Annotated in this window: 23 protein-coding genes, 1 tRNA gene and 1 pseudogene; 8 read left to right on the top strand and 17 right to left on the bottom strand. The window is 56.4% G+C overall.

Annotated elements, in window-relative coordinates; translation table 11 throughout:
- Positions 1 to 767 (bottom strand): UDP-3-O-acyl-N-acetylglucosamine deacetylase (locus tag NTW95_14325; protein ID MCX6558583.1); only part of this gene is annotated, 767 nt, incomplete at its 3' end.
- Positions 768 to 1,074: 307 nt separating this feature from the next.
- Here NTW95_14325 and NTW95_14320 point away from each other — a divergent pair.
- From NTW95_14320 to NTW95_14310, 3 genes are read left to right on the top strand one after another with little or no spacing between them, the layout of a single operon-like run.
- A complete protein-coding gene (locus NTW95_14320; GenBank protein ID MCX6558582.1) occupies positions 1,075 to 1,437 on the top strand; it encodes a hypothetical protein in 363 nt (120 codons plus the stop codon).
- A gap of 23 nt (positions 1,438 to 1,460) precedes the next feature.
- Positions 1,461 to 1,607 carry a hypothetical protein gene (locus NTW95_14315; GenBank protein MCX6558581.1) on the top strand — a complete coding sequence of 49 codons (147 nt, stop codon included), beginning with the start codon at positions 1,461 to 1,463 and terminating at the stop codon, positions 1,605 to 1,607.
- Positions 1,608 to 1,619: 12 nt separating this feature from the next.
- Complete coding sequence (locus NTW95_14310) at positions 1,620 to 2,033, top strand: VanZ family protein (protein ID MCX6558580.1); 414 nt, start codon at positions 1,620 to 1,622, stop codon at positions 2,031 to 2,033.
- A gap of 31 nt (positions 2,034 to 2,064) precedes the next feature.
- Here the strand turns inward: NTW95_14310 and NTW95_14305 are convergent, their stop codons facing one another.
- From NTW95_14305 to NTW95_14280, 6 genes are read right to left on the bottom strand one after another with little or no spacing between them, the layout of a single operon-like run.
- The gene (locus NTW95_14305) at positions 2,065 to 3,465 is read right to left on the bottom strand and encodes a sigma-54 dependent transcriptional regulator (GenBank protein ID MCX6558579.1); all 1,401 of its coding nucleotides are present in this window, start codon (positions 3,463 to 3,465) and stop codon (positions 2,065 to 2,067) included.
- Positions 3,438 to 5,036 (bottom strand): ATP-binding protein, encoded by a 1,599-nt coding sequence (locus NTW95_14300; GenBank protein ID MCX6558578.1) that lies wholly within the window; start codon positions 5,034 to 5,036, stop codon positions 3,438 to 3,440. Before NTW95_14300 ends, NTW95_14305 begins: the two co-directional genes overlap by 28 nt.
- Positions 5,037 to 5,047: 11 nt before the next feature.
- The gene (locus NTW95_14295; protein MCX6558577.1) at positions 5,048 to 6,256 is read right to left on the bottom strand and encodes a type II secretion system F family protein; all 1,209 of its coding nucleotides are present in this window, start codon (positions 6,254 to 6,256) and stop codon (positions 5,048 to 5,050) included.
- A 17-nt stretch (positions 6,257 to 6,273) separates the two neighbouring features.
- Positions 6,274 to 7,410: a type IV pilus twitching motility protein PilT gene (locus NTW95_14290; protein ID MCX6558576.1), complete on the bottom strand. Its 1,137-nt coding sequence runs from the start codon at positions 7,408 to 7,410 to the stop codon at positions 6,274 to 6,276.
- A gap of 10 nt (positions 7,411 to 7,420) precedes the next feature.
- Positions 7,421 to 9,136: a type IV-A pilus assembly ATPase PilB gene (gene pilB / locus NTW95_14285; GenBank protein MCX6558575.1), complete on the bottom strand. Its 1,716-nt coding sequence runs from the start codon at positions 9,134 to 9,136 to the stop codon at positions 7,421 to 7,423.
- A 41-nt stretch (positions 9,137 to 9,177) separates the two neighbouring features.
- Positions 9,178 to 10,344, bottom strand: coding sequence for a hypothetical protein (locus tag NTW95_14280; GenBank protein ID MCX6558574.1), 1,167 nt, complete (start codon positions 10,342 to 10,344; stop codon positions 9,178 to 9,180).
- A 119-nt stretch (positions 10,345 to 10,463) separates the two neighbouring features.
- Here NTW95_14280 and NTW95_14275 point away from each other — a divergent pair.
- The 4 genes and pseudogenes from NTW95_14275 (at position 10,464) to NTW95_14260 (ending at position 12,860) form a co-directional block, all read left to right on the top strand.
- Positions 10,464 to 10,536 (top strand) — tRNA-Ile (locus NTW95_14275).
- 26 nt (positions 10,537 to 10,562) lie between these two features.
- A complete protein-coding gene (locus NTW95_14270; GenBank protein ID MCX6558573.1) occupies positions 10,563 to 11,285 on the top strand; it encodes a C4-type zinc ribbon domain-containing protein in 723 nt (240 codons plus the stop codon).
- A 1-nt stretch (position 11,286) separates the two neighbouring features.
- Positions 11,287 to 11,961 (top strand): annotated as a pseudogene (ftsE, locus tag NTW95_14265) (cell division ATP-binding protein FtsE).
- Complete coding sequence (locus NTW95_14260; protein ID MCX6558572.1) at positions 11,958 to 12,860, top strand: permease-like cell division protein FtsX; 903 nt, start codon at positions 11,958 to 11,960, stop codon at positions 12,858 to 12,860. Before ftsE ends, NTW95_14260 begins: the two are co-directional and overlap by 4 nt.
- A 32-nt stretch (positions 12,861 to 12,892) precedes the next feature.
- Here NTW95_14260 and NTW95_14255 read toward each other — a convergent pair whose 3' ends face one another.
- From NTW95_14255 to NTW95_14230, 6 genes are all read right to left on the bottom strand, one after another.
- The gene (locus NTW95_14255; GenBank protein MCX6558571.1) at positions 12,893 to 15,328 is read right to left on the bottom strand and encodes a CocE/NonD family hydrolase; all 2,436 of its coding nucleotides are present in this window, start codon (positions 15,326 to 15,328) and stop codon (positions 12,893 to 12,895) included.
- 91 nt (positions 15,329 to 15,419) lie between these two features.
- Positions 15,420 to 16,913 (bottom strand): IPT/TIG domain-containing protein, encoded by a 1,494-nt coding sequence (locus NTW95_14250; protein MCX6558570.1) that lies wholly within the window; start codon positions 16,911 to 16,913, stop codon positions 15,420 to 15,422.
- 174 nt (positions 16,914 to 17,087) lie between these two features.
- Positions 17,088 to 18,179, bottom strand: coding sequence for a pyridoxal phosphate-dependent aminotransferase (locus NTW95_14245; GenBank protein ID MCX6558569.1), 1,092 nt, complete (start codon positions 18,177 to 18,179; stop codon positions 17,088 to 17,090).
- 11 nt (positions 18,180 to 18,190) lie between these two features.
- Complete coding sequence (locus tag NTW95_14240) at positions 18,191 to 19,963, bottom strand: AAA family ATPase (protein ID MCX6558568.1); 1,773 nt, start codon at positions 19,961 to 19,963, stop codon at positions 18,191 to 18,193.
- Positions 19,960 to 21,189, bottom strand: a complete 1,230-nt coding sequence (locus NTW95_14235; protein ID MCX6558567.1) for a sugar transferase — start codon at positions 21,187 to 21,189, stop codon at positions 19,960 to 19,962. Before NTW95_14235 ends, NTW95_14240 begins: the two co-directional genes overlap by 4 nt.
- Entirely contained in the window at positions 21,182 to 22,273 is a 1,092-nt protein-coding gene (locus tag NTW95_14230; protein MCX6558566.1) for a glycosyltransferase, read from the bottom strand. Before NTW95_14230 ends, NTW95_14235 begins: the two co-directional genes overlap by 8 nt.
- A 118-nt stretch (positions 22,274 to 22,391) precedes the next feature.
- Here NTW95_14230 and NTW95_14225 point away from each other — a divergent pair, with 118 nt between their 5' ends.
- Positions 22,392 to 23,813: a hypothetical protein gene (locus NTW95_14225; GenBank protein MCX6558565.1), complete on the top strand. Its 1,422-nt coding sequence runs from the start codon at positions 22,392 to 22,394 to the stop codon at positions 23,811 to 23,813.
- Between the two features lie 42 nt (positions 23,814 to 23,855).
- Here the strand turns inward: NTW95_14225 and NTW95_14220 are convergent, their stop codons facing one another.
- From NTW95_14220 to NTW95_14205, 4 genes are all read right to left on the bottom strand, one after another.
- Positions 23,856 to 24,617: a phosphate ABC transporter ATP-binding protein gene (locus NTW95_14220; protein MCX6558564.1), complete on the bottom strand. Its 762-nt coding sequence runs from the start codon at positions 24,615 to 24,617 to the stop codon at positions 23,856 to 23,858.
- An 8-nt stretch (positions 24,618 to 24,625) separates the two neighbouring features.
- Complete coding sequence (gene pstA / locus NTW95_14215) at positions 24,626 to 25,495, bottom strand: phosphate ABC transporter permease PstA (GenBank protein MCX6558563.1); 870 nt, start codon at positions 25,493 to 25,495, stop codon at positions 24,626 to 24,628.
- Between the two features lies 1 nt (position 25,496).
- A complete protein-coding gene (gene pstC / locus NTW95_14210; protein ID MCX6558562.1) occupies positions 25,497 to 26,399 on the bottom strand; it encodes a phosphate ABC transporter permease subunit PstC in 903 nt (300 codons plus the stop codon).
- Between the two features lie 61 nt (positions 26,400 to 26,460).
- A complete protein-coding gene (locus NTW95_14205) occupies positions 26,461 to 26,676 on the bottom strand; it encodes a CopG family transcriptional regulator (protein MCX6558561.1) in 216 nt (71 codons plus the stop codon).
- Between the last annotated feature and the right edge of the window lie 251 nt (positions 26,677 to 26,927).

Genomic DNA, 26,927 nt, shown 5'->3' with positions numbered 1-26,927 from the left:
ATGGCCAGGTTGCTGATCTGGAACGCGTGCAGCACGGCCATGAAATGCTCGATGGTCCGCGCCTCCAGGTCGTCTTTCTTGATCGAGGTGGCATAGCCGCTGTTGTTGAGGTACTCGATGCGGGCCGGGATGTATCCGGGTTTGGAAATGTTCTCGAAACGGATCCCCTTGTTGGCCGGCAGCGGCTTGATGACCATGCCGGTCTTCTCCCCCGAATGGAGGCCGATGCCGTAGATGATGTTGCTCATGGCCACCGATTTCTGCTTGTGAAAATACTGCGTGTCGCCGCTGTCAAACTCGATGGTGGCGGTGCTTTCGCGCAGCAGTTTCTTTTTTTCGTCGTTGCCGGCCAGCTCATCCTCCTGGTTGAGGATGGTCTTCAGTTTCAGGTTTTCGTCCCGGACCCGGCGGAACTCCAGCCCGCGCTGCAGCACGAAAATCACCTTGTCCAGGCTGAGCGGTTTTTCCATGTAATCATAGGCACCGGCCTTGAGCGCCGATACGGCGGCCGAAACCGAGCCATGACCCGAGATCATGATGATAATCTGCAGCGGGTCGATCGCCAGGATGTGCTTGATCACTTCCAGGCCGTCCATTCCCGGCAGCCAGATGTCGAGGAAGATCGCATCCGGCTTGATGTTGACGAACTTCTCGATCCCCTCCTGGCCGTCGTTGGCGATATAGACCTGGTAGCCCTCATCCTCCAGCACCGAGGCCAGCGACACCTGGATGTTTTTTTCGTCATCGACGATCAGGATCTTTTTCATTTTTTGGCCCTATTATAACCTATAAAGGGTCTGGGATAAAGAGGCAATCGGTAGGGGTTCAATACAAGACCCATTGAGATCATACTAACACTATGTTTTTGGCCATTCAGAAAGTCGCCAAAAACATCTAGTGTTAGTATAGTCACACTATATGGTTTCAGCAGATCACTAAGCTTGCTGAAACCATATTGTGACTATATTGAACCCCTACATTGTCCATGGCAGGGGTTCAATACGAGATTTTTTGATATCATATTGAACCCCTACCATCTTGTTTTTCCGTGCGATCTGCGCTATACTGCAATCCATGAATCCCTACCTGATTTTTATATTATCCTGGCTGGTGCCGGGACTCGGTCACCTGCTGCAGAAGAAAACCGCCAAGGCCGTCGTCTTTTTTTGCGGCATTCTGGCGTTGCTGGCCATGGGCGTGCTGATGAATGGAAAATTCTACGACACCTCGGTCCTGCATCCCCTGCTGCTGCTGGGCTTTCTCGGCGATCTGGGCAACGGCCTGTTCTACATCCTGATCAGCCTGAATCACTGGGCGGCCGGAGACATCACGTCGGTCACCTTCCATTACGGCACCGCCTATCTCGCCTGCGCCGGGCTTCTCAATTACCTCGTGGCCCTGAACGCCTTTGACCTGGCCAAAGGGAGAAAACAGTGATTTTCCATAGCCATATTCTCTCCATGCTGATATTCGCGGCCATCGTTTCCGTCGTTTTGGCTTTCATCAAGCACAACGATTCCCGCCGCATCGGCACGTACGCCCTGAAGCTTTTTTTGTACATGGCCGGCGGCGTCGTCGTCTTCAGCTGGATCATGCACCTGCTCTGAGCGCCCGAAAGCATGCGTGCCTGGCGCAGGAAAGATGCCGCCGGCTTGATTTCGTTTCTCATCTACCTGGGTATCTTCGCCCTCTCTTCCCTGCCGGCCAGCGCGCTGCCCACGTCCGTCCCCGACATCATCCCCCACTTGTTCGAGTACGCGCTCCTGGCTTTCTTTTTCATTCAGGTGTTCAGCGATCCGGACCAACCGCGAGCATGGGCGACGGGGCTTGCCGCCCTGCTGGTGCTGGCCCTTCTGGACGAACTGCACCAGGCGTTTGTTCCCGGGCGTTTCTGCTCGCTGAAAGACTGGCTTGTCGACGTTCTCGGCAGCCTCGCCGGGATCGCGGCCTGCCTCGTTTTGCGGCGCTGGGCGGCCAGGCCCCACCGGCGTTCATGGGCGCGCTGGCTGGGAGATTATTTTTCCCGCCCCTGACCGGCCGCGGAGCGGCGGACTCGCCGCCGGATCAGGAATGGAATTTCAGGTTGAATTTATCGATCAGGTAACGTAAAGAGCGGTAATTGACCTGGAGCGTGGCAGCGGTCTTCTTGATGTTGCCGTGGTTCATCGCCAGAGCCCTGACGATGATGCTCTTGCTGACGGAGTCGATGTACTGGGAGAAATTGAATTCCCCGGCATCGAGCATGTCCTGCCAGCCGGCTTCCTTGGTCGGCCCCGTTTCCAGGTTGAAAATGACTTCGGCGGGCAGGGAACCGGCGCTGATGATTGATCCTTTTTCCAGGGCGATGCCGCGTTCGATGAAATTTTCCAATTCGCGCACGTTTCCCGGCCAGTTGTAGTTTTGAAAACATTCCAGGACTTTTTTTTCAAAACCGACGATGTTCTTGGCGAACTTTTTGTTGTAGCGCAGCAGAAAATACTGCATCAATATCGGAATATCATCTTTCCTTTCCCGCAGCGGCGGCACCTTGATGGAAATGACGTTCAAGCGGTAATAGAGGTCGGAGCGAAACTCCCCTTTTTCAATCCTCTCCACCAGGTCGCGGTTGGTGGCCGTGATGATGCGCACGTCCACCAGGATTTCCTGGTTGCCGCCCACGCGGCGGATGACCTTTTCCTGGATGGCCCGCAAGACTTTGACCTGCATCTTCTGCGACATTTCCGAAATCTCGTCCAGGAAGAGGGTCCCGTGATTGGCGGTTTCAAAAAGCCCTTCCTTGTCCTGGTAAGCGTCGGTGAACGAACCCTTCTTATGGCCGAACAGCTCGCTTTCCAGCAGGTTTTCGGGCAGGGCTCCGCAGTTGATGGAAACAAACTTCTGGCCGCTGCGGCTGGATTTTCCGTGGATGGCCCGGGCGATCAGTTCCTTGCCTGTTCCGCTTTCGCCGCTGATCAGGATGGTGGAATCGGTCTGGGCGATGGTGTCGATCAGCTCGAAGATCTTGCGCATCTTGGGATCGGCGCCGACGATATTCTCGAATTTTTCCTTGTCGGAGAGCTTTTCCTTCAGCTCGACGTTTTCGCGCTCGATATTTTTCTTGTGCAGCGATTTGTTGATGATGATTTTCAGCTCTTCCAAGCTGAAGGGCTTCATGATGTAGTCTTCGGCGCCCAGCTTCATGGCCTCGATGGCGTCATTGGTGGTGGCGTAAGCGGTGATCATGATCACCGGGATTTCCGGGTCATGGGTCTTGATCTTCTTGAGCAGCTCAATGCCGTTGAGATCGGGCATGCGGATGTCGGAGATGACCAGGTCGAAATTTCTCCCCTTCAGTTTTTTCAGGGCATCGACCCCGTTCGCCGCTTCTTCCACCTGGTAGCCTTCCTTGGCCAGGACGAAGGCGAGCATCTTGCGCAAGTTGCGGTCGTCGTCGACGATCAGAATGTGGATGGCTTGCTGAAGCATATTACAACCTCGGTGCCGAGTTTTTTTGCCGATTTTATCTCCATCTTGAATCCGTGCTCTTCCACGATCTGCTTGACGATGGGCATGCCCAGCCCGATGCCGAAAGCGAAGTTGGAATAGAAGGGCGTGAATATTTTCTGCATTTCAGCGCGGTCCATGCCGATGCCGTAGTCCTTGATGGACAGGGTGACCGCCTCGCGTTCGCGAAACAAATTGATCTCGATCTCCCCTTTTTCGTTCATGGCTTTGACCGCGTTGTTCAGCAGGTTCCAGACCAGCTGGCGGATCTTCTTGACATCGGCGGTGATCCAGTGGCCGCGGTTGTATTTTTTCAAGAAACGCACATCGCGCAGGTTCAGGGAAAGCATTTCCACGACCTCGTCCAGGAGCGGCGCCAGGTCGAAATCGATGATCTCCAGGGGCGCCTGCTTGGAAAAGTTGAGGAACTCGTCGATGAAGGCGGACAGCCGCGCCGATTCGCTGATGATGATGTCCAACAGGCTCCGGCATTCGCTGTTCAACGAGAGCTCCTTCTGCAGGAACTGCACCGACCCCGAAATCGAGGCCAGTGGATTGCGGATTTCATGGGCGATGCCCGCCGCCATGCCGCCGATCAGGGCCAGGTGCTCCTTCTCTTGCAGCTGTTTCTCGATTTTCTTGATGGCGCTCAGATCGGTGATCAGAAAGACCAACAGGTTTTCAAAGGTCGAAATTTTTTTCAGCGAGGATACCGTGATCCCCAGTTCTAATTCGGGCAGTTTTTTTTCAAAGTAGTACGGGGCGTTTTCCGTCCAGGCTTTTTTGATCTTGTCCAGTTCGTTCTTGGCCAGCAGGAGCTCAAAAATATTATCCGCCTTCTTCAGGCGCAGGAAAAGGGCGGCCTTGGCGTTGTAGGAAACGATCCTTCCTTCCATGTCGGCGGTAATGAAGCCGTTTTCCATTCTCTCCAGGACCGAGTTGTTCAGCAGGATCATGTCCTGCAGGTTTTCCTGGATGTTTTTCAGCTGGTCGCCCGTCTTGCGCATGCGCTCGAAGTAATAGGAAGACATGATGCTGAAGGCGGCGAAGGCGATGAAGCTCATCAGCAGGTTGTAGATGAACGTCCCCAGCGACACTTCGGCGACCTCGATGCTCGGATAGTAGGGAACGACGCCCAGGTACAAAAGGTCCGAGAGGATCCCGAACGAGATGAACGAAAAAGTGGCCACAATGACGGTATCGCGCCGGGCCAGGAAAATGGAGGCGACGATGATGGGCAGGATGTACAAAAAATAGAACGGGCTGATGATGCCGCCCGAAAGATACACCAGCAGCGTGATCATCAGGATGTCGAAGATCAGCTGCAGGTACAGCAGCGGGCGGAAGTGGAGCAGGCTGGCCAGGGGGAAGAACAGGATGCTGACGGCGATGGCGGCCAGCTGGGTGATGATCACCGGCAGGATGGCGAAATGGATGTTGAAAAACACCCAGATGATGACCGAAACCAGGGTCAGGGTAAGGAAAATCGCGATGCGGATTGAATTCAGGAATACCAGTTTCTTCCTGAGTTTCTGATCTTCGATGGCGATCAACTTGCGTTTGTTTAACCCACTTTGCCGATGATGTCGAACAATGGCAGGTACATGGCGATGATGATGCTGCCGACCAATCCGCCCAGGAACAGGATCATGATCGGTTCCATCAGCGATATCAGGGCCGAAACGGCTTGATCGACCTCTTCATCGTAAAAATCGGCTATTTTGCCGAGCATGGTGGACAGGGATCCGGTCTGCTCGCCGACCGAGACCATCTGCGTGACCATGTAGGGGAACTGCTTGGTTTCCTCCCACGACTCCCAGAGGGGCTTTCCTTCCTGAACCAGGGCCCGGCTTTTCATCACCGCGTCCTCGATGATGGCGTTGCCCGACGTCTTGGCGGTGATGGTCATGCTCTCGATGATCTCGACTCCCGAGGTCAGCAGGGTGGCGAGTGTGCGCGTCACCCGGGCGACCGACAGCTTGACCAGGAGCTCGCCCAGCACCCAGACGCGCAGCTTGATCCGGTCGATGACGCGCCGACCCTTGAAAGTGGCATAGTAGGAACGATAAGCAAAAATCAGCCCGGCAATGCCGATGGCCAGAAGAAAGAAATTGGATTTGAGGAAATCGGAGGCGCCGATGACGATCTGCGTGGGCAGGGGCAGCTCGGCTCCCAATTGGCTGAACATGTCGGCGAAGACCGGAACGACCTTCCAGAGGATGACCGCGGTCAGGGAGAAGGCGATGAGCAGCACGCCGATCGGGTAGGCCATGGCCGCCTTGACCTTGCCGACCAGCTTGGTGATGTTTTCGATGTACTGCGAGAGGCGCAGCAGGATGGTGTCCAGGTTGCCCGACGCTTCGCCGGCCTGCACCATGCTGGTGTACAGTTCGTTGAACACCTTGGGGTGTTTCTTCATGGCGTTGGAAAGGTTGGCTCCGCCTTCGACGTCCTTGCGTACTTCGATCAGCACCGATTGGAAGTACTTGTTTTTCTGCTGCTGGCCGAGAATGGCCAGGGCCTGGGTGATCGGCAGGCCGGCATTGAACATGACCGAGAGCTGGCGGTTGAATACGGCGATGGTCCTGAGCGAAACCCTTTTACTCCCCCCGATCAAAGGGATGTTGAACTTCAGTTTTTTTCTTTCGACGCTCAATACCTGGATCTGTTCCTTTTCCAGGGCGACGGCGACTTCGTTCTGGTTGCGGCCGCTGCGCTCGCCCTCGATGATGTTGCCGACCTTGTTTTTGCCTCTGTATTTGTAAATTGGCATGTTCTCTCCCTGTGACCTTAATTGGTTTTATTGCCGCCCGCTGCCGGGGCGGCTGGGCTGTTTTTGAATTGACTCGACAGCACGGAGGGACCGCGGTTGATCAGCTCCTGCAATTCCTCCTGGTTATGGGAAACGCTCATGGCCATCTCCAGGGAAATGTCGCGCTTGAAATACAGGCTGGCCAGCGACTGGTTGAAGGTGATCATGCCGTATTTTTCCTGCCCCATCTGCATGGAGGAATAGATCTGGTGGATCTTGTTGTCGCGGATCAGGTGGCGGATGGCCGGGGTGGGGATCAGCACCTCCACCGCCAGGCTGCGGCCGCGGCCGTCGGCCTTGGGCAGCAGGGCCTGGCAGACGATGCCTTCCAGGTTCATCGACAGCTGGGTCCGGATCTGATCCTGCTGATGGGTCGGAAAGACGTCGATGATGCGGTTGATGGTCTGGGCGGCCGAATTGGTGTGCAGGGTGGCGAACGTCAAGTGCCCGGTCTCGGCGATGGTGATCGCCGCCTGGATGGTCTCCAGGTCGCGCATTTCGCCGATCAGCACCACGTCGGGGTCCTCGCGCAGGACCGAGCGCAGCGCCGCGGCGAAGCTCTTGGTGTCGGCATGCAGCTCGCGCTGGTTGACCATGGCCTTGCGGTGGGAATGCAGGTACTCGATCGGGTCTTCGACGGTGATGATATGCAGCGGTTGTTCCTTGTTGACCTTGTCCAGCATCGAGGCCAGGGTGGTGGTCTTGCCCGAGCCGGTCGGCCCGGTGACCAGGATCAGGCCGCGGGCCTTGTTGGTCAGGGTCGGCACGATGGACGGCAACCCCAGTTTTTCGAACGACCAGATCTCGTAAGGAATGCGGCGGAAGGCGCCGGCGACGGCGCCGCGCTGCATGAAGACGTTGGCGCGGAAGCGGGCCAGGCCCTTGATGCCGAAGGAAAAATCGAGCTCCCAGTTCTCCTCGAATTTGTACTTCTGGTTGTCGTTGAGAATGCTGTAGATCATTTGCTTGGTCTCGGCAGGTGAGAGCGTCGGGTGTTCGATGCGCTTCAGGATGCCATGGACGCGGATCAGCGGCGGCGAGTTGGTGGTGATGTGCAGATCGGTGCCCCCTTCGTCGACCATGATTTTCAACAGTTGCGGAAGTGGCAATCCCATGGCACTCTCCTCATAGCTTGCTCGTCTCGCGCAAGACTTCTTCGATGGACGTGATCCCCAGTTTGATCTTTTCAAGCCCGCTCTGTCGCAACGTCAGCATGCCCTTTTCCTTGGCTTTCTGCCTCAACTCGGAGGTCGACGCCCCGATCATGACCATTTCCCTGATCTCTTCGTCGAGCTCCATGACCTCGAAGAGGCCGACGCGCCCCTTGTAGCCGGTATTGTTGCACTTGTCGCAGCCCTTGGCTTCGAGGATCTGCACGCTCTTGGCTTCCTCCGGAGAAAATCCGATCTCGATCAGGGTTTGCGCCGGGATCTTGGCGATGGTCTTGCAGGATGAACACAAGCGGCGGATGAGCCGCTGCGCCTGAACGAGGCGCAGGGCACTGGCCACCAGGAAGGGCTCGATGCCCATATTGATCAGGCGGGCCAGGGTTGACGGCGCGTCGTTGGTATGCAGGGTCGAGAGCACAAGATGGCCTGTCAAAGCGGCTTTTATGGCGATGTCGGCCGTTTCAAAATCGCGAATCTCGCCCACCAGGATGATGTTGGGATCCTGGCGCAGGAACGTTCTCAGCGCGGCCGGGAAGGTGAGCCCGATCTGCTCCTTGATGTTGACCTGATTGATGCCCATGATGTTGAACTCAACCGGGTTTTCGGCGGTGAGGATGTTGACTTCCTCGTTGTTCAGCTGCGCCACGGCCGAGTAGAGGGTGTTGGTCTTGCCCGAGCCCGTCGGCCCCGTAACCAGGATGATGCCCCACGGCTCCTTGATATTTTTCTCAAATTTCTGCAGCGATATCGGCTCGAAGCCGAGCTGGGTCAGGTCTAGCTTCAGCTGATCCTTGTCGAGGATGCGGATGACGATCTTTTCACCATGAATGGTCGGCAGGGAGGAGACGCGCATGTCGACGATCTTCTTCATCGTGGGAGTATCGATCTTGGTCCGGATGCGGCCGTCCTGGGGTAGCCGGCGCTCGGCAATGTCGATGCCGGCGATGATCTTGATCCTGGATATGACCTTGTTCTTCAAGTTCATGGGCGGGGTCATGTACTCGTGCAGCACGCCGTCGATGCGCAGGCGGACACGAAAAACTTTTTCGTAGGGTTCGAAATGAATATCCGAGGCTCCCTTGATAATGGCATCGTTGAAGATCAGGTTGACCAGCTTGATGGCCGGGGCGTCCTCGTCGATATCGCCTTCGCTGCTGCCATCGTCTTCTTTGGTTTCCAGGACTTCCACCATGGAATCCTCGCTCAACTCGATCTCATCGAGGAACTTCTGCGCCTCGATGCCGGTGGAAGAACCGTAATACTTGTCGATGGCCTCGATGATCGACGATTCGGGAGCGATTACCGCCTGGATGCGCAAATTTGTGGAAAAACGGATCTCTTCCTGGACGAACAGGTTGGAGGGATCGGCCATGGCTAGGGTCAGGTTGGAGCCGATACGGTGGATGGGGATCACCACGTGCTTGCGGGCGATGTCGGGCTTGATCAGGTCGATGACCTTTTCGTCGATTTCAAACTTGCTGAGGTTGATGGAGGGATAACCGAACTGTTTGCTGAGGACCTGGGCGATATCCTCCTCGGTGACATAGCCCAGGCGGATGAACACGCTGCCCAGCTTGCCCGGCTCTTTTTTTTGCACATCCAGCGCGTGCTGGAGTTTTTCCTCGGTTATCTTCTTTTCCTTAAGTAAGAAATCTCCTAAGCGCATTGCCATTGGTTATATTGTAAATAAATAAAAATCAAATGTCAATTTTTTCATCGGATGAGGTAGAATCCCGAAACAGCGAGATTTTTCACCTTCCCCGATCCGTCCAAGCCCATGGCGACATCGACCAGGAAACTGGCCAGATTGAAGCCCAGGCCGACCCCGTAGATCACCTTGGCGTTGCGGCCGAGGAAATACGTGGCGGCGAGGTCGTTGAGCATCCCAACGCGCAGAAAAAACTTGTTCTGGGAAAACCCCTTCTCCACCCCCAGGGAGACCGGCTGGACCTTCTGGCCGTTGTAATACAAGTCGCTCTTGGCCACGTCGATGTCCAGGGAAATTCCCAGCTGTTTGTCGGGGCGGAAAGTCAGGCCGGCGATCATCCGCCGCGACAAGCGCAACTCCGAGACCCCGGTGGCGATCAGCGGATTCGCCGCGTTCCGCACCACCAGGCCGGCCTTGAAATAGGCCCCCAGGTCGGCACTGATCCCCAGGTCGAAATTAAGCTTGCTGAAATCGTTCTGCGCCGCGTCCCAGGCATATTGCAGGTACTCCTTGGTACCGGCGGAAGGCTGGAACGGAACAGCCGTGATGGCCAGGTCGAATTGGCCGGCCCGGCCTTTCAGGTAATGGACGGCGCCTCCAACCGCGACTCCCTGCGCCAGTGAAAAAGAGAAGGCAAAGGAATAGCTCGTGTAGTGGAAGCCGATGAAGCACATCCGCAGGGCGGCGATGTCGGCATTGGTCACCGTCTCGACCGGTTTGGCCAGGATATCGCTGTCCAAAGGAAAGACGATGGCCGAATCGACGAAAGCGACGGCCAGTCCATAGCCTTTGCCGGCATAGCCCGGGTTCTTGAGCTGAAATCCGTTGATCCCCGATTTCAGGGAAAAAACTTCCTGCATGCGCTCCCACAGATCATTTTTCCTTGCCGCGTCCAGGTTTTGGAAATCGCCCAGATTGACGGCACTGATTTTCTGGAGCAAGCCTGAGAAATCCTGGTGGTCGAGGAAACTGCTCGCGTACTGGTAGCCGCCCAGGGGCGCCGCAAGCGAATTCAGCAAGGCGGGATTCAGATAAACGGCGTTGCAGTCGTAGTTGAATGCCAGGGACGAATAGCCAAGCGCCAGGGAGCGGGCACCGAAAAAATAGGGGAAAAAAGCCGAAACAGGCCTGAAAAGGGCGAGAAACGCGACAATAACGATGATTTTTTTCATTGGCTAACTAATATAACGAATTGACATAAATTGTCAACCCGGGCGGGAAAAGCGTTGCCCGGAAATCGGGATTCGGGCTTGACAGGCCGGCGCAATTTTGCTACTCTTAGGGACGGCACGGGTCTATAGCTCAACGGCTAGAGCTACCGGCTCATAACCGGTTGGTTCCAGGTTCGAATCCTGGTAGGCCCAGCAACCGCGCCGTTTAAGGAGCTGACTTGAAAGAAGGACTCGATATTTTATATGCGCTGCAGCAGAAGGATGACCAACTGAAAGAGATCGCGACCGTCATCCAGGAAATTCCGCTGCAGATCAAAGCACTTGAGGATGAAAGGGATTCCCGCTCGGAAATGATAGAGAACGCCAAGAAAAAACTGCAGGCCAACATCGACGAGCGGAAAAAATTCGAGCGCGACATCGCCGCCATCAAGGAAAAAATCGTCAAGTACAAAGAACAGATGAAGAAGGTGACCACCAACAAGGAGTACCAGGGGATCAGCAACGAGATCAAGTTCGAGGAAGCGAACATCACCGCGGTGGAAGAAAAAATAATCGAAAAAATGGTCGGTGCCGACGAGATCATGGGCGTCATCCGCGAAACCGAGCGCGAATTCAACCAGATCGCCGCCGAGTACAACCAGAAGATCAAGGAACTGCACGACTACCTGGAGTATCACAAGAACAAGCTGAGCGAAGAGACGAAAAACAAAAAGGAGCTGCGCAGCCAGGTGGCGGCCAACCTCCTGAAAGCCTACGACAACCTGTTCGCCAAAAAGGCGGGCAAGGTCGTCTCCTTCGTGCAGACCGATTTTTGCGGCGTCTGCAACATCAAAATCCGCCCGCAGGTCCTCAGCGAGCTGGTTCTCTCCAACGACGTGCTGATCTGCGAAAGCTGCGGACGGATCCTATTCAAGAAAATCGCCGGGGAAGACGAAGAATAACGTGATTCAGTTTTTTCACGTTTCCAAGGAGTATTTCCGCAACGAAGCCCTGAGCGACATCAACCTGGCCATTGCCCGCGGCGAATTCGTTTTTCTGACCGGCGCTTCCGGGGCGGGCAAATCGACCTTGCTCAAGCTGATCTACAAGGAAGAGGAGCCCAGCAAGGGGCAGATCCTGATCGATTCGGTCAACAGCACCCTGATTCCCGCCAACAAGCTTTACAGGCTGCGCCGCCAGATCGGCATCGTTTTTCAGGATTTCAAGCTGCTGATGAACCGCACCGTGCATTAAAACGTGGCCATCCCGCTGCTGGTGCGCGGGGAAAGAAAGGCGGATATCGAAAAAAAAGTGAACAATGCCCTGGCCCTGGTCGGCCTCACCTACCGCAAGAGATACCTGACCGGCCACATTTCCGGCGGCGAGCAGCAGCGGGTGGCTATCGCCCGGGCCATCATCGGCAACCCGAAAATCCTGATCGCCGACGAGCCGACCGGCAACCTGGACACGAACCTGTCGATCGAGATCATCAAGATTTTCGAGCGCATCAATGCCAACGGCATCACCACCATCATCGCCACCCACGATCTCAACCTGATGAGCCTGTTCCCCAAGCGCACCATCAAGCTGGACAAGGGGCAGCTGGTCCAGGACAAGCGGGTCGAGGCCAACCCATGAGATTCTTGATTTATTCCGTCAAACAGGCCATGGCCAATTTGCTGCGGAACAAAATAGTCAATTCCCTATGCCTGGGGATCATCGCCTTCACCCTGCTCGTCCCGGGAATATTCAACTATATCTCCTTCAACCTTGAGCGCTACATCGACAAACTGAGCGAAAATGTCGAGGCGATTTTCTATATCAAGGACAACAGCGACAGCGGCGCCATCGAAACGCTCATGCAGCGCATGCAGGCCAACCTGCTGGTCAAGGAGGTTGGCTTCACCTCCCGGGATCAAGCCAAGACGAATTTCTCCAGGGAATTTCCCGAGCTGACGTACATCCTGTCCGAATTCAATTATTCGCCCTTCCCGGCTTCCATCGACGTCACGTTCCAGTCGGACGCCCGCAACCTGATCCAGGTCGAGTCTTTCGTTCGCGACATCAAGAATTCCCCGAACGTGGAAAGCGTCCAGCTCAACATGGACTGGGCCAGGAAGATCGCCAATATCAAGAAGTTCACCACCTTCGCCGGGCTTTTCCTGAGCGCCATCCTGCTCATCGTTTCCATTTTCATCATCTTCAACGTGGTCAAGATCAATATCTTCTACCGCCGCGACGAGATCACCATCCTGCGCCTGGTCGGCGCCAGCGACTGGTACATCAAGACTCCGTTTCTGATCGAGGGTTTCGTCCTCGGCTTCCTGGGCGGGCTGCTGGCCGGCGGGCTGCTGCTGGCCACGATCAAGGCCTTCCCGCTCTACGCCGGGTTCATCTTCAACATCGTCAAGCAGCTGATCGATTTCAGGCTGCTGCCCCAGAAAATTTTCTGGCAGCTGCTGGCCACCGGCACGGCCATCGGCTTATTCTCGTCCTTCATCTCCCTGCGCCGCTTCATCAAGCATACCCCCGGGTAATCTTTTCCCCCGCCGCGGCTTTTTCGCCTCCCCTATTGCGCCGGCAAATCGACCAGCGGCAGGAGGATATGCGACGGGTAGGCGGCGGAATGGTAAATCTTCTGCAACGCCTTGACGAATTTCGTTTCCTTCTCGTTGTGGCCGCCTGTGTTCAGGTTGCGCGAAAACATCGGGAAGAGCGCCGAAGCCACCTCGACCCTGATGCGGTGGCCTTTCTGGAAAGTGATGCCGGTTTGCCACATGTCGATGGTGTAGGCATAGATCCTGTCCTTTTCCAGGAATTCGGGCTTTTCCAGCGACTGGCGAAAACGGGCGCGGATGGTGCCGTGGACCAGGGGGAAGATCTTCCCCGTTTCGTCGACGTCCATCATGGTGACGAACCAGTCGGTGTCCCGGGCTGACGAAGCGGCATACAGGGTGGCCGACACCGGGCCGGCCATGGTGACGGGTTTTTCCAGCGCCGGCGTCTGGAAGACGAGGATGTCGCTCCGGCGGTCGGTCACGCCGTTGTGGAAGCCCTCGATGCGCTTTTTTTCCTCGTCGGTATTGATGGCCAGCTTCTTGTCCTTCTTGATCTCTTCCTCGCTTTTGTAATACCAGTCGGGATGGGGCGTCGGGTCGCCGGGATCGTAGACGTAGGCGTCGTATTCCTTGCCGGCCGCGGGCGGCTCCCAGGCGAGCATGCCGTCGCCGCGCGAGCTGTTGGCTCTCTTGGCGCTGCCCAGGAAGAGCTTGCTGAACCTGGTTTGCGGCAGCGGGTAAGTGTCGCCCGTCAGCCACTGGTTGGAGAACATGGCGAAGATCCGCACCAGCGGCTCGGCGAGGATCTTGTTGTCGATGCCCTTGAGCCAGTGGTCGAACCACTTGAGGTACATCATCTTCAGGTCGGGCGCGGCCTCCTTGCCGAATTCTCGGTCGCCGTAGCGCGGGCTGGCCTGGTCGGAATGCCCCCATGGCCCGAGGATCAGCTTCTGGTTGGGGTTGCGGCTCAGCTTCAGCTGCCCGTAGTTGAGCTTGGAACCGATGCCGTCGCCGTCGAACCAGCCCGATTGCAGGAATACCGGCAGATCGAGGCCAGGTAATTTTTTCATGAAGTTCACCGGCTCCCAGAATCCGCCGTCGCGGTTGTTCTCGATCCACTGGCGCCAGTAGGGATTGATGCGGCCGAAGATCTCCTTGTCGAGCTCGACCACCGGCAGGCGCTGGAGGATCTTCTCAAAGCGGCGCTCGTTGATCCGGCTGATGGCCTGCCCGGACAGGTCGCCGGTGGCCCGACTCTCGAGGATCTCGGCCCACCAGATGGAGCCGAAGATGAAAAAGGAGCCGTATTCGTAGGGGATGTTGTAGAAGGGATCGGGGGGCGCCACGTTGGGGATGATGGTCACCAGGTGCGGCGGCTTTTCCACCGCCGCCCAGAGCTGCACCCAGCCGACGTAGGAACCGCCGACCATGCCCACCTTGCCGTTCGACCAGGGCTGGGCCGCCAGCCACTCGATCGTATCGTACCCGTCCCGGCCTTCGTTGAAGAAAGGGACCCAACGGCCCTCGGAAGCGAAGCGGCCGCGGCAGTCCTGGATGGCCACGACATAGCCGCGGCGGCCGTAGAAATTGGCGTCCATCTCCCCCATTTCCTTTTTATAGGGAGTGCGGATCAGGATCAGCGGGTATTTTTCCGCTTCAGCCCCCTGGGGCATGTACAGGTCGGTGGCCAGCTTGATGTTGTCGCGCATGGGGATCATCACCGTCCTGCGTTCCAGCTTGTACACCGGCTTGGAAACCAGCGGATCCTCGTTGATGGCCGCCAGCAGGTCGTCGTAGCCCTGGCGGACAAAACTGGCCCGCTGGATGGGCACGTGCTCCATGCAGATCCTCAATTGCTCGTCGGCCCACAGTTCGATGGCCAGGCCGCTGATGCTGGCTTCAAACAGCAGAAAGGCCTCCTCGCGGTCGCCGATTTTTCGCAGCTGGCGGTTCTTGAACTCCAGTTCCATGTCGACGAACTGGGCCGGGATGATGTAGCGGTTGAAGGTCTGCTTGCCGCCGGCTTTCCGGTCGTAAGCGCGGAGAAAGAATGTTTCCAGGGCCGGGCCGTAATTATCGTAGAGCAGCGATTTTTCCTTGAGAATGACGCTGTAGGGCTGCTCCTTGCTCTTGAAAACCGCCTGCCCTTGCCGGCGCTCGACCTGGATGGTTTCGGTGGGAGCGGTGATGGTCATGGCCTGCCAATCGCCGCCGGAACCGCCGCTGATGGAGAGCTTGTAGTCCACGCTCTGCCCGGCCATCGTCAATTTGAACGTCCGCAGGTAATTGCCCTTGGCGTCCAGGGTGTAGGCGATGGTCGCCAGCTCGCCGTCATTGACCAGCAGCCTGAATTGCCCGCTCTCGTCGATGCCGGTGAGCGGATAGGCGTCATGTTGGGCCGGCAGAAGGCATGGTACGATCAGCAGCAGCCAAAACATTTTTTTCATTTTAAACTCCTTGTTTCAATGAATTTAATGCTGATCATTCGTTATTGCCAGCCCAGTAATGCGGAGCATTATGGATGATTACAGGTCTTTTTTAATTAGCAAGGTAATATTGTGCCATTTTATCCTTCACCGGGTAGTAGTCAAATGGCAAACCTCTCTTTTTAACAGGCGTGGACAATGTTGGATCGTTGTTTTCGCTATCAGAAAAAAATGTCCATCTCCAGAAACAGCCGCCCTCAACACCGTACCTTTTTATCAATTTAATATGGCTTTCGAATGCTTGCTCAGTCGTCCAGTTGGGATCATGCTTTTCCAGTCCCATTTCCACTGCAATTACCCTGGAATTTTTTCTACCAATAATTTCAAAAACGTTTTTCCAGGTTTCTTCGGCCCAGGCAGCCGGATCAGCGTCCACGCAAGAGACACCATGGGCGTTCTGGCATTTCCGCTGCTGATAAAACGAAACAGAATATGTACGTTGGTTTTCAGGTACGGCAAGTTCATCAAATATTTGCTTCATGACCTTCAGCGGACGCCACAAATGGCCAGCAGTTGCAATGTTGGGACTCGTAGTCGATTCCGCCTCAATAATATAATAGCCCACGACACACTCCGCTGAAAGTCTGTTTGCCGGCAAGCCCAAGGCCATCCCGTTTTGGATTGCCCACTTGACGTAGTTTGCCGGAACAGTTCCCGGGCCGAGCCATAGGGGCGGTTCAGCAGCTCCCCCGCATTGATCCGTTGTTCCGTCACCGTCGCTGTCGACCAACCGAGTATTCCCACCAAATACCACCAAGTCGAGAGCGGGATGGTTTTTGACCGTGTTCAAAATGGCATTGATCCATTGCGCATTGTTAAAAGGAGGCTGCTCCTCCATGTGTGTACTCGTGAGGATCAGTATTATTTTTATTTGCTTGCTGTGAATTAAATCAAAAAGGGCAACCAAATTCGAGAGATCCGATTGCGCGGGAACAGGATAAGTAAACCCTTGTACAGGGTGTACACTGCAGATGGGATATGTGAATGGATCGGACCAACTCTCGCTAGCAGTCAGTATGTCAACAGTGATTGTGTTCACTCCAATTTTTTTCATTTCTTCAAGCTGGAGGCTCACCTCTTCAGCAACTGTATGGCCTAGTGGGGACTCAAAGGCGTTCAAATTTCTGATAAGCTGCCCGGTATAATATCCGGTCGAAACGGCGCGATCGTCAAAATGCACAAGAAGACCGCGCACAACAAATTTGTTTTCAAAATCCGTGACTGTGAAATCATCTGTAGACGTAGTTGTTGCTGATCCGATTGTTAAAGAAATTTTACCCGTCGTGGCCCCCTCGGGAACAATGACATTGAGTTCACCCACTGAAGCACTCGTCACAACAGCAATAATATTGTTCATTTTGACGGTATTTCCTGATTTTTCTGTGTTAAAATTCGTACCAGTTACAGTCACCTGCGAACCCATAGTACCTTTCTTGGGATTGAAGCTTGTAATAGTAGGAGAAACGGAATCATCTTTCTTGCTGCATCCAAGAGAAGCAAACAAAAAAACTATACTTATGTAAAGAACAACTCTTCGCTTTCTCATTTGGTCCTCCTAAATTTAAATTGTTCCTTCCAAAAACTTATACGAAAAACAAAGCATCAAAAGACCGAGACCTCCCGAGGTCTGAGTAAAGCCATTCCCATGACGCATTCTAAGAATCAGTATCTGATTTGTCAATAGAGGTTTGGTATTTAAACTAATGAGCAACAAAAAAACTTACAGCGAATCTTTTAAGGCTTCCTCCAGCCGCTGCAGCCCCTGGGAAAGCGTTTCGGGGGCGCAGACTCCGGCCATGCGGAAATGCTGCGCCATCTGGAAAAAGCGGCCCTCGGTGACCACCATGCGGTATTTTGTGTACAGCCGCTCATGGAATTTTTTCACGTCCACCATGCTTTTGACTTCCGGAAAGAACAGCAGCCCGTTCTTGGGAATGTAGCAGGAGAGGAAATCGGTCCGATCAAAGAAGGCGCTGATGATCCCGCGGCTGGTTTTGATGCGCTGGCGCACGCGCCGTTCCAGCTCGGCCAGGATGGGGCTCTCCAGCAGGAGATGGGCCAGGTACAGCGGCGGGAACGGAATTTCCGGCGTCAGGTAATCGCTGAAATCGCGGGCCTTCTCCACGATCGGCGCCGGTGCGAAAGCCCAGCCGACGCGCAGGGAACCCAGGCCGTAGAATTTCGAAAGGGAACTTGTGACCACGAATTCGGGATATTCGTTGAAAAGCGACCGTTCACGGTAGAACTTGCCGTATACCTCGTCGATGAAAACAACGATTTTTCTTTCCTGGTTCAGCCCCTTGAGATAGTGCAGGACTTCCCTGGAAATCTGGTTGCCGGAAGGGTTGTGCGAATCGGTCAGGATGATCATCCGGGTCTTTTCCGACAGGACGGAGGCGATGGCCTCCACGCTCAGGGAAAAGTCGAGCGAATCGCGCTTGAAAAAACGGATCTTCGCCCCCAGGTAGGCCGGGACCTTGAACATGGGCTCGTAAGCGGGAAATTCGATCAGCACCTCGTCGCCGCGTTTCAGCAGCACCGACCAGAGGATGAAGTTGGCCAGGCTGGTTCCCAATGACAGGAAAATATTTTCGCCGGGAACCTTTTCCGTCCGGCTCAGGGTATCCAGCAGCTGGCGGCTGCCGACGCGGGCGTCTCCGGCGAACGCATGCAGCTGGATCGATTCCCGGGTGAAGGGCAGCTCGTCGGGCCGGAGCAGGAACTCCATGTTGGAAAAGGAAAAATTGATCTCGACGTCGTCGGGATAAGTTTTCACCGCGAACAGATGATCGATTTTCAGTCTCTTGGGCATGATTCTCCCGCTCAGACGGATGCGATCTTGACCCGCTTGTTTTCTATGGCGATGCGCAGATGCAATTTCTTGTCGGTCCGGGTGATCATGTCCATGACCGGCAAGCGGATGTCGCGCTCGACGAACTCGCCGACGGCGTGGGCGTAACGCCCGGACGCCTCGGCCGCAGCGACGATCGCGTCCAGCAACTCCGGCTCCAGGGTGAAGCGGCAGCCGTGGCGCTCGCGCAACTCAGCGGTCATTTCATCGAGACGGATCCTGGCGATCTGCTGCAGATGCTCGCGCTGCAAGGGAGCGAACTGGATGATCTCGTCGACCCAGTCCAGGACATTCATGATCTTCGGGGCGATGATCATCGATCCCGAACCGGGTTCGCCGCTGACGAAACCGATGGTTGAATCCTTTTTTTCCTCGCCGATCGCGGACAGGCTCAGGATGACGATGATATTGGCCAAGTAGTGCCTTTTGCCCAGGTGGTCGATGAGCTCACCCTTGCTCAGGGCCTTGCCCAGGAAATAGAGAAGCGCCGGATGCGCTTCGTCGATGTTTTCAAGGAGCAGGACCGAGAACGGGTGGTTTTCGATCTCCTGGATCAGCAGGCCCGAGCTTTCCATGTCCGGGCCGCCGATCAATTTTTCCATGTCCTCGGCTTTTTTAAAGCCGGCCAGGTCGATGCGGCGCAATTTTTCCACGCTGCCGAAAAGGTATTCGGCGATGCGCGCGGCCACGAAGCTCTTGCCGATCCCGGCCGGCCCCAGGAACAGGAATATTCCCTGCGGCCTCGTCCCGTTGACGGCCGTTTCCAGCTTCGCCAGCTTGATGATCCGCGCGATTTCCTCAAGGGCGCTGGCCTGGTCGACCGAGGCCGCCTTCAGGTAATCGAGCAGGCAGCGGTAGTGGACCTGGGGATCCAGCTGAACGATGCCGATCGGCAGCTTGGAAATGCCGGCGATGCTCTGGTAAACGAAATGGATGCCCAGGGTCTTTACTTTTTTCAACGAGGCCTTGGAGCAGGAGATATCCAGAAGCTCAATCGCCTTGTCGGGGAAGGCCCTGGCTGGAATGAAGCGCTGCGCCAGGGTGTAGATCGACTCGAACAGGCGAACCGGGATGCGCAGCCCGTAGTACCGTTCGAAGTAGGCTTTGACCCCGGCCAGGATTTCCAGCATCTCGCTTTTCTCGGGCTCATTGAGCTGGATGGCCGAAAAATTCGCGGCGATGAGCTCATCACTCTTGAAATACAAGTAGTAGTCCTCGGGAGTGGCGGCGGCGATGATCGGCAGGTCGCGGGAGGTGATGTGGGCTTTCAGCAATTCCTGGAGATGGTTGCCTTTCCCGGGCTTGGCGGCGCCGACCACCGATTGCAGCTGCAGTTCATCGAGGAAAAGGATGACCCGTTCGCGGTTGGCTTTGATCTGGCAAAATAGTTTTTCGAAATCCTTGGCCAACAGATCGCTCGACCGGCGCGAATAGAGGAATGAATTCAAAGCCAGTTCGAGAATGATTTTTCCCTTCAAATAATCAGGAACCTTGCCGCGGTTGATGCGCGCGGCCAGTTCGGTGATCAAGGCCGTTTTGCCCACGCCCGGCTTGCCCACCAGGATGACCCCCTTTTTCAGCTTGCGCAGCAGGGTCTCCATCACGGCTTCGATCTCGTTGTCCCTGCCGATGAAGGGCATGCGGTCCCTGGCCCGGGCCAGATCGCTCAAATGGGTCAGGAAGGGGTGGAATTCGGCCGAGATATTCAATCCTTCAAAGCTTCGGCTCGCTGGCCCGCTTTTCATGCTAATTGTTCTTGTCGATGAACTGGAATTTCAGTACGGTCCGGAAAAGGATCTCCAGGTCGAGCTGCAACGTCCAGTTCTGAATATAGTAGATATCGAATTCGATGCGCTTGGCCAGTGGGCAGCTCGTCGATGGACAGCTTGCGCAACACCTTCCCCACCCGTGTCACGCGCGGATCGTTGCGGGGCGACCAGATGGGGCCGGTCTTCTTCTCGGCGTTCCTGATCATGGTCCGAAACTTGATCATGCGGAAGATGCGGCCGTCCAGGCCGACCCTGGTTTGCAGGTGAAAAACCGGCCCGGAGGAATCCAGTTTCAACAGCAGGGCCGTTAGCGCCAGCAGCGGCAGGAAAAAAATCAACCCGGCCAGGCTGACCACGAAATCAAAAAGCCGTTTGCTCAGCGCCGGCCAGCCCTCGAGGGGAATGTCGCCGAGGTTGATGATCGGCAGCCCTTCGATGTGTTCCAGACCGGCCTTCAACGACGCCAGCTGCAGGATGTCGGGCACCAGGCGGATGTCGAGCAGCAGATTGTTGCCCGTCTCGATCAGCTGCATGATCGTGCCGTATTCCTTCAGCGGCAGGGCGATGAAAAGATCGGTGATGCCGTGCTCCTTCACCACCCGTTTCAGGTCTGCGCAGTCCCCGAGCGTATCGGCGCCGGGGTCGGGGCCCAGGAAGCCGGCGATCTCCAGCCCGAAATGCTTGTACTTGGATAGGTTGGCGGCGGTCATTTCCGCCAGGTCGCCCTGGCCGGCGATCAGGATCCGCGATACCCCGTTGCGCGCCGAAGCGACCCGGTTGAATATCCTGAACATGAGCAGGCGGCAAATGAAAATGAACAGGATCGAAACCGGCGCGTAGACGGCCAGGAAAACATGGGAAATCTCGTAGCGGATGAAGCCGTAGCTTTTCATATAGCTGAAAACGAGCAGCACCGCGATCGACGAGATCAGGCTGTTCAAGATGACCAGGAAAAGATCGTCGAGCCGGTTACGGCGCAGCTTGAAGCGGTAGAAGCCCTGGTAGGAAAAATAAGCCAGCTGGATGAACAGCAAAAACGGGATGATGATCAGATAGCCGCCGAGCACCGGCACTCCTTTTGGAACGCCCAGCAGGCCGAGGTGGAAACGCAGCCAGAACGACGAGAAGAAAGCGAGCACGATCGCCAGCATGTCGCTTAGCAGGTACACCCGGGCCAGCTGCTCTCTTTTTTTTCTAATCATCGTTCTTTTTATTGACGAATCGTTCGAACTGGCTGCGGAAACGATCCGCGGAAAAGCGCAGGCTGGCCTCGCGCACCGCCGCCGGCTCAACGTTCAGGCGTCGGCAATCCTGGATGGCTTTTTTCAAGGCCGCCACGCTCGCTTCCCCGAACAAGACGCCGCTGACCCCGTCCTTGACGATGTCCCGGGCTCCGCCCCGGTCCAGGGCGACGACCGGCGTGGCGCAGGCCTGGCTCTCGGCCAAGGCGATGCCGAAATCCTCCACTCCAGCAAAGACGAATGCCGCGGCGTTCTGGTACAGCTCGCGCAGCGTCTCGTTGCTCAGCGCCCGGTGGAATTCGCAGCCCGGCCCGGCCGCCCGCTGCAATTTTCTTTCCTCGGGGCCGCGGCCGACGATGACCAGCCTTTCACCCAGCTGCCGGCAGGCTTCGATAACCAGGCCGATGTTCTTGTAGGGAACCAGGGCCGCTACCAGCAGCAGGTAATCGCGGCTCGGCTTGGCCGTTGGCCGGAAAAAATCGACATCCACCGGCGGGTGAATGACCGTTGCCTTTCGCCGGTAATACTTTTCGATGCGCTGGCGGACGAAGTCGGAATTGGCGATGAAGTCATCGACCCGGGCGGCGCTGCAGACATCCCAGACGCGGAGGCGGGATATTTCCCTTTGAATGATTTTTCTGCGCCAATAGCCCGCGCCGGCAAAATAGGCATAATACTGATCCCAGGCGTAACGCATCGGGGAATGGATGTAGCTGACGTGCCGGGCATCCGGCGCCGGGATCACCCCCTTGGCCACGCAGTGCGAACTGCTGATCACCAGGGGGTACTCGCGCAGGTCGAAGGCCTCGATGTGGCGGGGAAACCAGGGCAGAAAAGGCTGGTAATGCCGGCGGATGAACGAGCGGCGGTTGAGCGCCGAAGCGAACACGCGCTTGGAGCGGATCAGGGGCGAGACCTTTTCAGGCTCGTAAAACAGGGTGAACAGGTCGGCGTCCGGGTAGAGCTTCAGAATTTCTTCCAGAACCTTCTCGCCGCCGCGCATGCCGTTCAGCCAGTCGTGAATGATCGCTACTCTTTGAGTCATGAGCAATCATTTTACTCTTCAACGTTCCATAAATCAACCGGGCCAGCCGGACGGCCGGGCCGGGGGTATTTTATTTTTTTTTGCTGCTATATAATTGATTTTCAGAAAGGAGGGAGAAATGAAAAACATGCTTTTGGCGGCCCTAGTGATGCTCATATTGCTCCCGGGGATGATGGCGGGGGAAGACGAGGTCAAAATAGTGCCCCTGGAAATTTCCGCCAGCGCAGGAGCAAACGCCCTGCTGGCCAACCTGGCCAGAGTCCAGGCCCTTTGCGAGGAAATCACCAGCGACAGGATTGATGGCGACATCATCCTGCTCAGGCCCCAGGGCACTCCCCTGATCACCCTGGGCAGCCTGAAAAAGGGAAAGATAAAATGGGAGCACAAAACGGTCCAGGACAAGTTCCTGGCCCTTAAGTTTGAGCCCGCCGATTACGCCCTGCTGGCCGAAAGCGTCAAGACGCAAAAGCCGCTGGCCGGGTTCCAATTGGCCGTCTGCGACGCCAAGACCCAGGCCGTGATCAAGAGTTTCCCGGTAGCCTTTGGCGACTATGCCGACCTGGTCGCGCAGCTGAATTACCCGGTCAGGGCGGCCACCGGACAGCCGCTGCGCCAGGAAGTTTCGGTCACCCTGGAAAACAAGGGAAAGGTCGCGGCCAGGAGCATCCGGCTGGAGATCGTTCTTTCGGGCGACGACAAGATCCCGCTGCGCAGCGCCCCGGCCGCCACTGCCTACGGCGAGGACATCCTTCTCGAGGGTGGCAGCGAGACGGTCCCCTCCCTGGAGCCCGGGCAGCAGGTTACCGTCGCCTTCAACGGCAGCCTGAAAATTCCCGATGACACGCCGCCCGGCAAACATTACCTGGCGGTCGTCGTCGACCCGGACAACAGCGTCACCGAGCTGAGCGAGGAAAACAACGTCATCTCCGGTTACATCATGATCGACATCCCCGAACCCGCGGCCTTCGACGTCCAGATCCCGGAAACCGTCCTGCAGTTCGAGCCGGCCGGTTTCGCCTTCAAGATCATGTGGTTTGACACGATCCTTTCCGACGGCAAGGACTGGAAATTGTGCAAGATGCAGCCCAACCTCTACCAGATCAAGCATGTTTCCTGGACCGATTGTTACTGGGAGATCGACACCTACGAAAGGGCGGTCTGGGAAGTCACGGGCTCCAATTTCTGCAAGAAGGGGGGCAGGGCGCGCGATCTTAAAATGAAGGTTGAGGTGACGGGCGGTTCGCTGACCACCCCGCCCTCCCGCTTCATCCTGAAGCTGGCGAACACCCGGGTGCGCTTCGAGCCGACGACGAAGAAATTCTCCCTGCTGACTTATGACAGACCGATCTTCCACCTCCCCTTCTGGTGGGTCTGCAAGCTGGAGTCCTACCTGTACCAGATCCGCTACGTCCTCTGGCAGGATTTTTTCTGGCAGGTGGATATCTTTAAAAAAGAGGCGGTCAAGATCAGCAACGGGAAACTATGCACCCCCGGCGGCGAAGCAAGCAAACTGCCCGTAGTTGTGACCGTGGAAAAATAAAGCCGTGGCGGCTTTTAATCCGATCACGATATTTTTCGCGGCCTAGCTGATCAGGCCCTTGATGTATTCCTTGGTCAATTCTTTTTTGGGGTTTTCGAAAATCTCAGCCGCCGGCCCGTGCTCGATCAATTCGCCCAGGTAAAGGAAGACGACATAGTCGGCCATGCGCCGCGCCTGGCGCAGGATGTGGGTGACGATGACGATGGTGTAGTCCTGCTTTAATTCGAAGAACGTCTGCTCGATCCTCCGGCTCGACTGCGGATCGAGCGCCGAGGTCGGTTCGTCGCCGAGAATGATTTCGGGCTCCACCGCCAGGCCGCGGGCCAGGCAGAGGCGCTGCTGCTGGCCGACCGAGAGCATGGAGGCCGGCTGGCGCAGCCGGCCGCGCACTTCGTCCCAGAGGCTTGCTTTTTTCAAATAGAGCTCCACGATCGCATCCAGTCGTTTCCTGTCCTTGATGCCATTGATGCGCGGGCCATAGGCGACGTTGTCGTAGATGGACATGGGCAGCGGATAGGGCTTCTGCAGCAGCAAGCCCATTTTTTTCCGGATATGGGTGACCTCGGTTTTGGGGTCGAGGATGTTTTCGTCGTCGACCAGGACTTTCCCGGAAATCACCACCCCTTCGATCGAATCGATCAAGCGGTTGAACGACTTCAGCAGCGTGGTCTTGCCGCAGCCCGAAGGCCCGATAATGGCGGTGATCTTGCGGTCGGGGATGTTCAGGGTGATATCCTTCAACACCTGTTGCTGGCGGTAAAAGACGTTCAGGTCCTGCACGCTGATATGGGTCCGGTATTCCATGTGTGCTCCTATTTGACGACGTGCCGCGTCAGCTTTCTGGACAGCAGGCGGGCGGCCAGGCTGATGACCAGGATCAGGATGGTCAAGATCAGCGCCGAGGCGTACGCCCGGCCCTGGACTTCGGGGATGGGAACGCTGAGCTGGAAAAAAATGGCCAGCGGCAACGTGGCGGCGGGGCGCAGCAAGGTGGCCACGGGGTGCAGGATATCGGGGACAGCATCGGTAAAACCGGTGGTGAAAATTACGGCCGCGGCGTCCCCAATGCCGCGCCCGAAGGCGATCAGCACAGCGGTCAGGATGCCGGGCAGCGCCTGGCGGGCTACGACTTTCAGCGCCGTTTCCAGCCGGGTGGCGCCCAGGGCATAGGAAGCTTCCAGAAGTTCGCGCGGCACCAGGCGGATCACTTCATCCATGGCGCGGATCATCATCGGCAGGATCAGCAGGGCGATGGCGACGATCCCGCCCAGCAGCGACGCGCGCAGGCCGAAAAAGACCATGATGGAGAAACCGAAAGCGCCGTAGACGATCGAGGGGACGCCGCACAAAACGTCGAAGGCGAAGCGGCACAACGATACGAATTTGGAGTCGGGTTTGGCATAGACGTTCAGATACAAAGCCACCGGAAGACTGAACAGGATAGCCAGAAAAGTCGCTCCGCCGGCCAGGTACAGCGAGCCGACGATGGCGTTCAATATGCCGCCGCCCTTGCCTAAATAATAGCCGCCTTGCGGAGATTGCGTAATCATGGCCAGGTTCAAGTGCGGCAGGCCTTTGATGACGATGGTCAACAGGATCACCAGCAGGCAGGAAAGGATCAGCAGGGTGGAGAGGATCATCAGTCCCTTGAAAATTTTTTCTTCGATATTGCGGCGTTCCATGTCAGCGGATGCTCATCTCGACCCGGGCCAGGATCATCCTGGACAGGACATTGAAAATCAGGATCACCAGCAGCAGGACCAGCGCGGCCAGCAGCAGGGCCGAATCGTACAGGGGAATGGACAGCATCTCGCCGTAATTGTTGGCGATCAGCGCCGGCAACGGGTAGGCCGGGTCAAGGACGGAGGCGGGGATGCGCGGGACATTGCCAACCACCATCAGCACGGCCATGGTTTCGCCAAAGGCCCGGGAAATTCCGAGCACGATCGCGGCGGCCACGCCGGGAAGGGCCTTGCGCATGACCACGTGCTTGATGGTCTGCCAGCGGGTCGCGCCTAGGGCCAGCGACGCTTCCCGCACCTCCTGCGGGACGGCGCGCAGGACCTCCAGGGCGACGTGGATGATGATGGGAAAGATCATGATGGCCAGAACGATGCCTCCGGCCAGAACGCTGTATCCGGTCGAGAAAGAGTTGAAAAGGGGCGCCAGGTGGTCCTTGATCAGGGGGACGACCACCAGGATTCCCCAGACCCCGAAAACCACGGAAGGGATGCCGGCCAGGATGTCGATTAGCGGCTTCACCCATTCCCTGACGCGCGAGTGGGCGTATTCGGAAAGGTAGATCGCGGTCAGCAGACACAGGGGGACGGCGATCAGCACGGCCACGCCGGTTACCCACAACGTGCCCATAATGAAAGCCAGGAAGCCGAATTCGCCGCGCAGCGGATGCCAGCGGCTCGAAAACAACAGTTTGGCCAGGGGCTGGTCGGCCAGGATGGGCCTGGATTTCAGATAGAGGCCGGCGATCATCAGCAGGATGATGGCCGCCGCGGCCACCGTGAGCAGCAGCATGGTCTTGCCGGCCACTACGTCCTTGACGCGGCGGCGGAACTGAAAGTTACTCATCGACCTCATACTCCAATCGTACTACAATTGTATTAAAATAGCAATACTTTTTATTTCCCCATCAAAAATAACCGAGATTTTTCAATCGCTGCTTGATGGCTTCGATTTCGTCCTTGGAAAGATCTTTTTCCGTTTCTCCCTGGCGCAGGGAAACCAGGTCGCGCAGCACATAGACCACGAATTCGTTCACGCTGCGGAAACCGCTGCCTTCGATCACGGTCTGCAGTTTTTTGTACAGCGGCCGGGGGATTTTTAGTGTGACCCTGTCTTTTTCCATTTCGTTGATTATAGTTTATTGCAATCTGGGTGTCAATTGAACTGGGTGAACGGTGTACGGCAGACGGCACACGGGAAGAATAAAGACAAAGAATGGGAAATTGCTTTTCTTAACCGTCCGCCCTACGCCGTTCGCCGTACGCCAATTTCCTTGACTAGCGGTAGTTCTCGGGCTTGTCGAGAAAGTTCACAAGCTTTTTTGACTTCTTCTTGAGCTTCCTGAGCGCCTTGGCCTCGATCTGGCGGATTCTT

Source organism: Candidatus Aminicenantes bacterium (assembly GCA_026393795.1).
Classification (GTDB): Bacteria; Acidobacteriota; Aminicenantia; order UBA2199; family UBA2199; genus UBA2199.
Note: the sequence above shows the minus strand (reverse complement) of the source record. Positions and strands in the feature narration are given on the sequence as shown.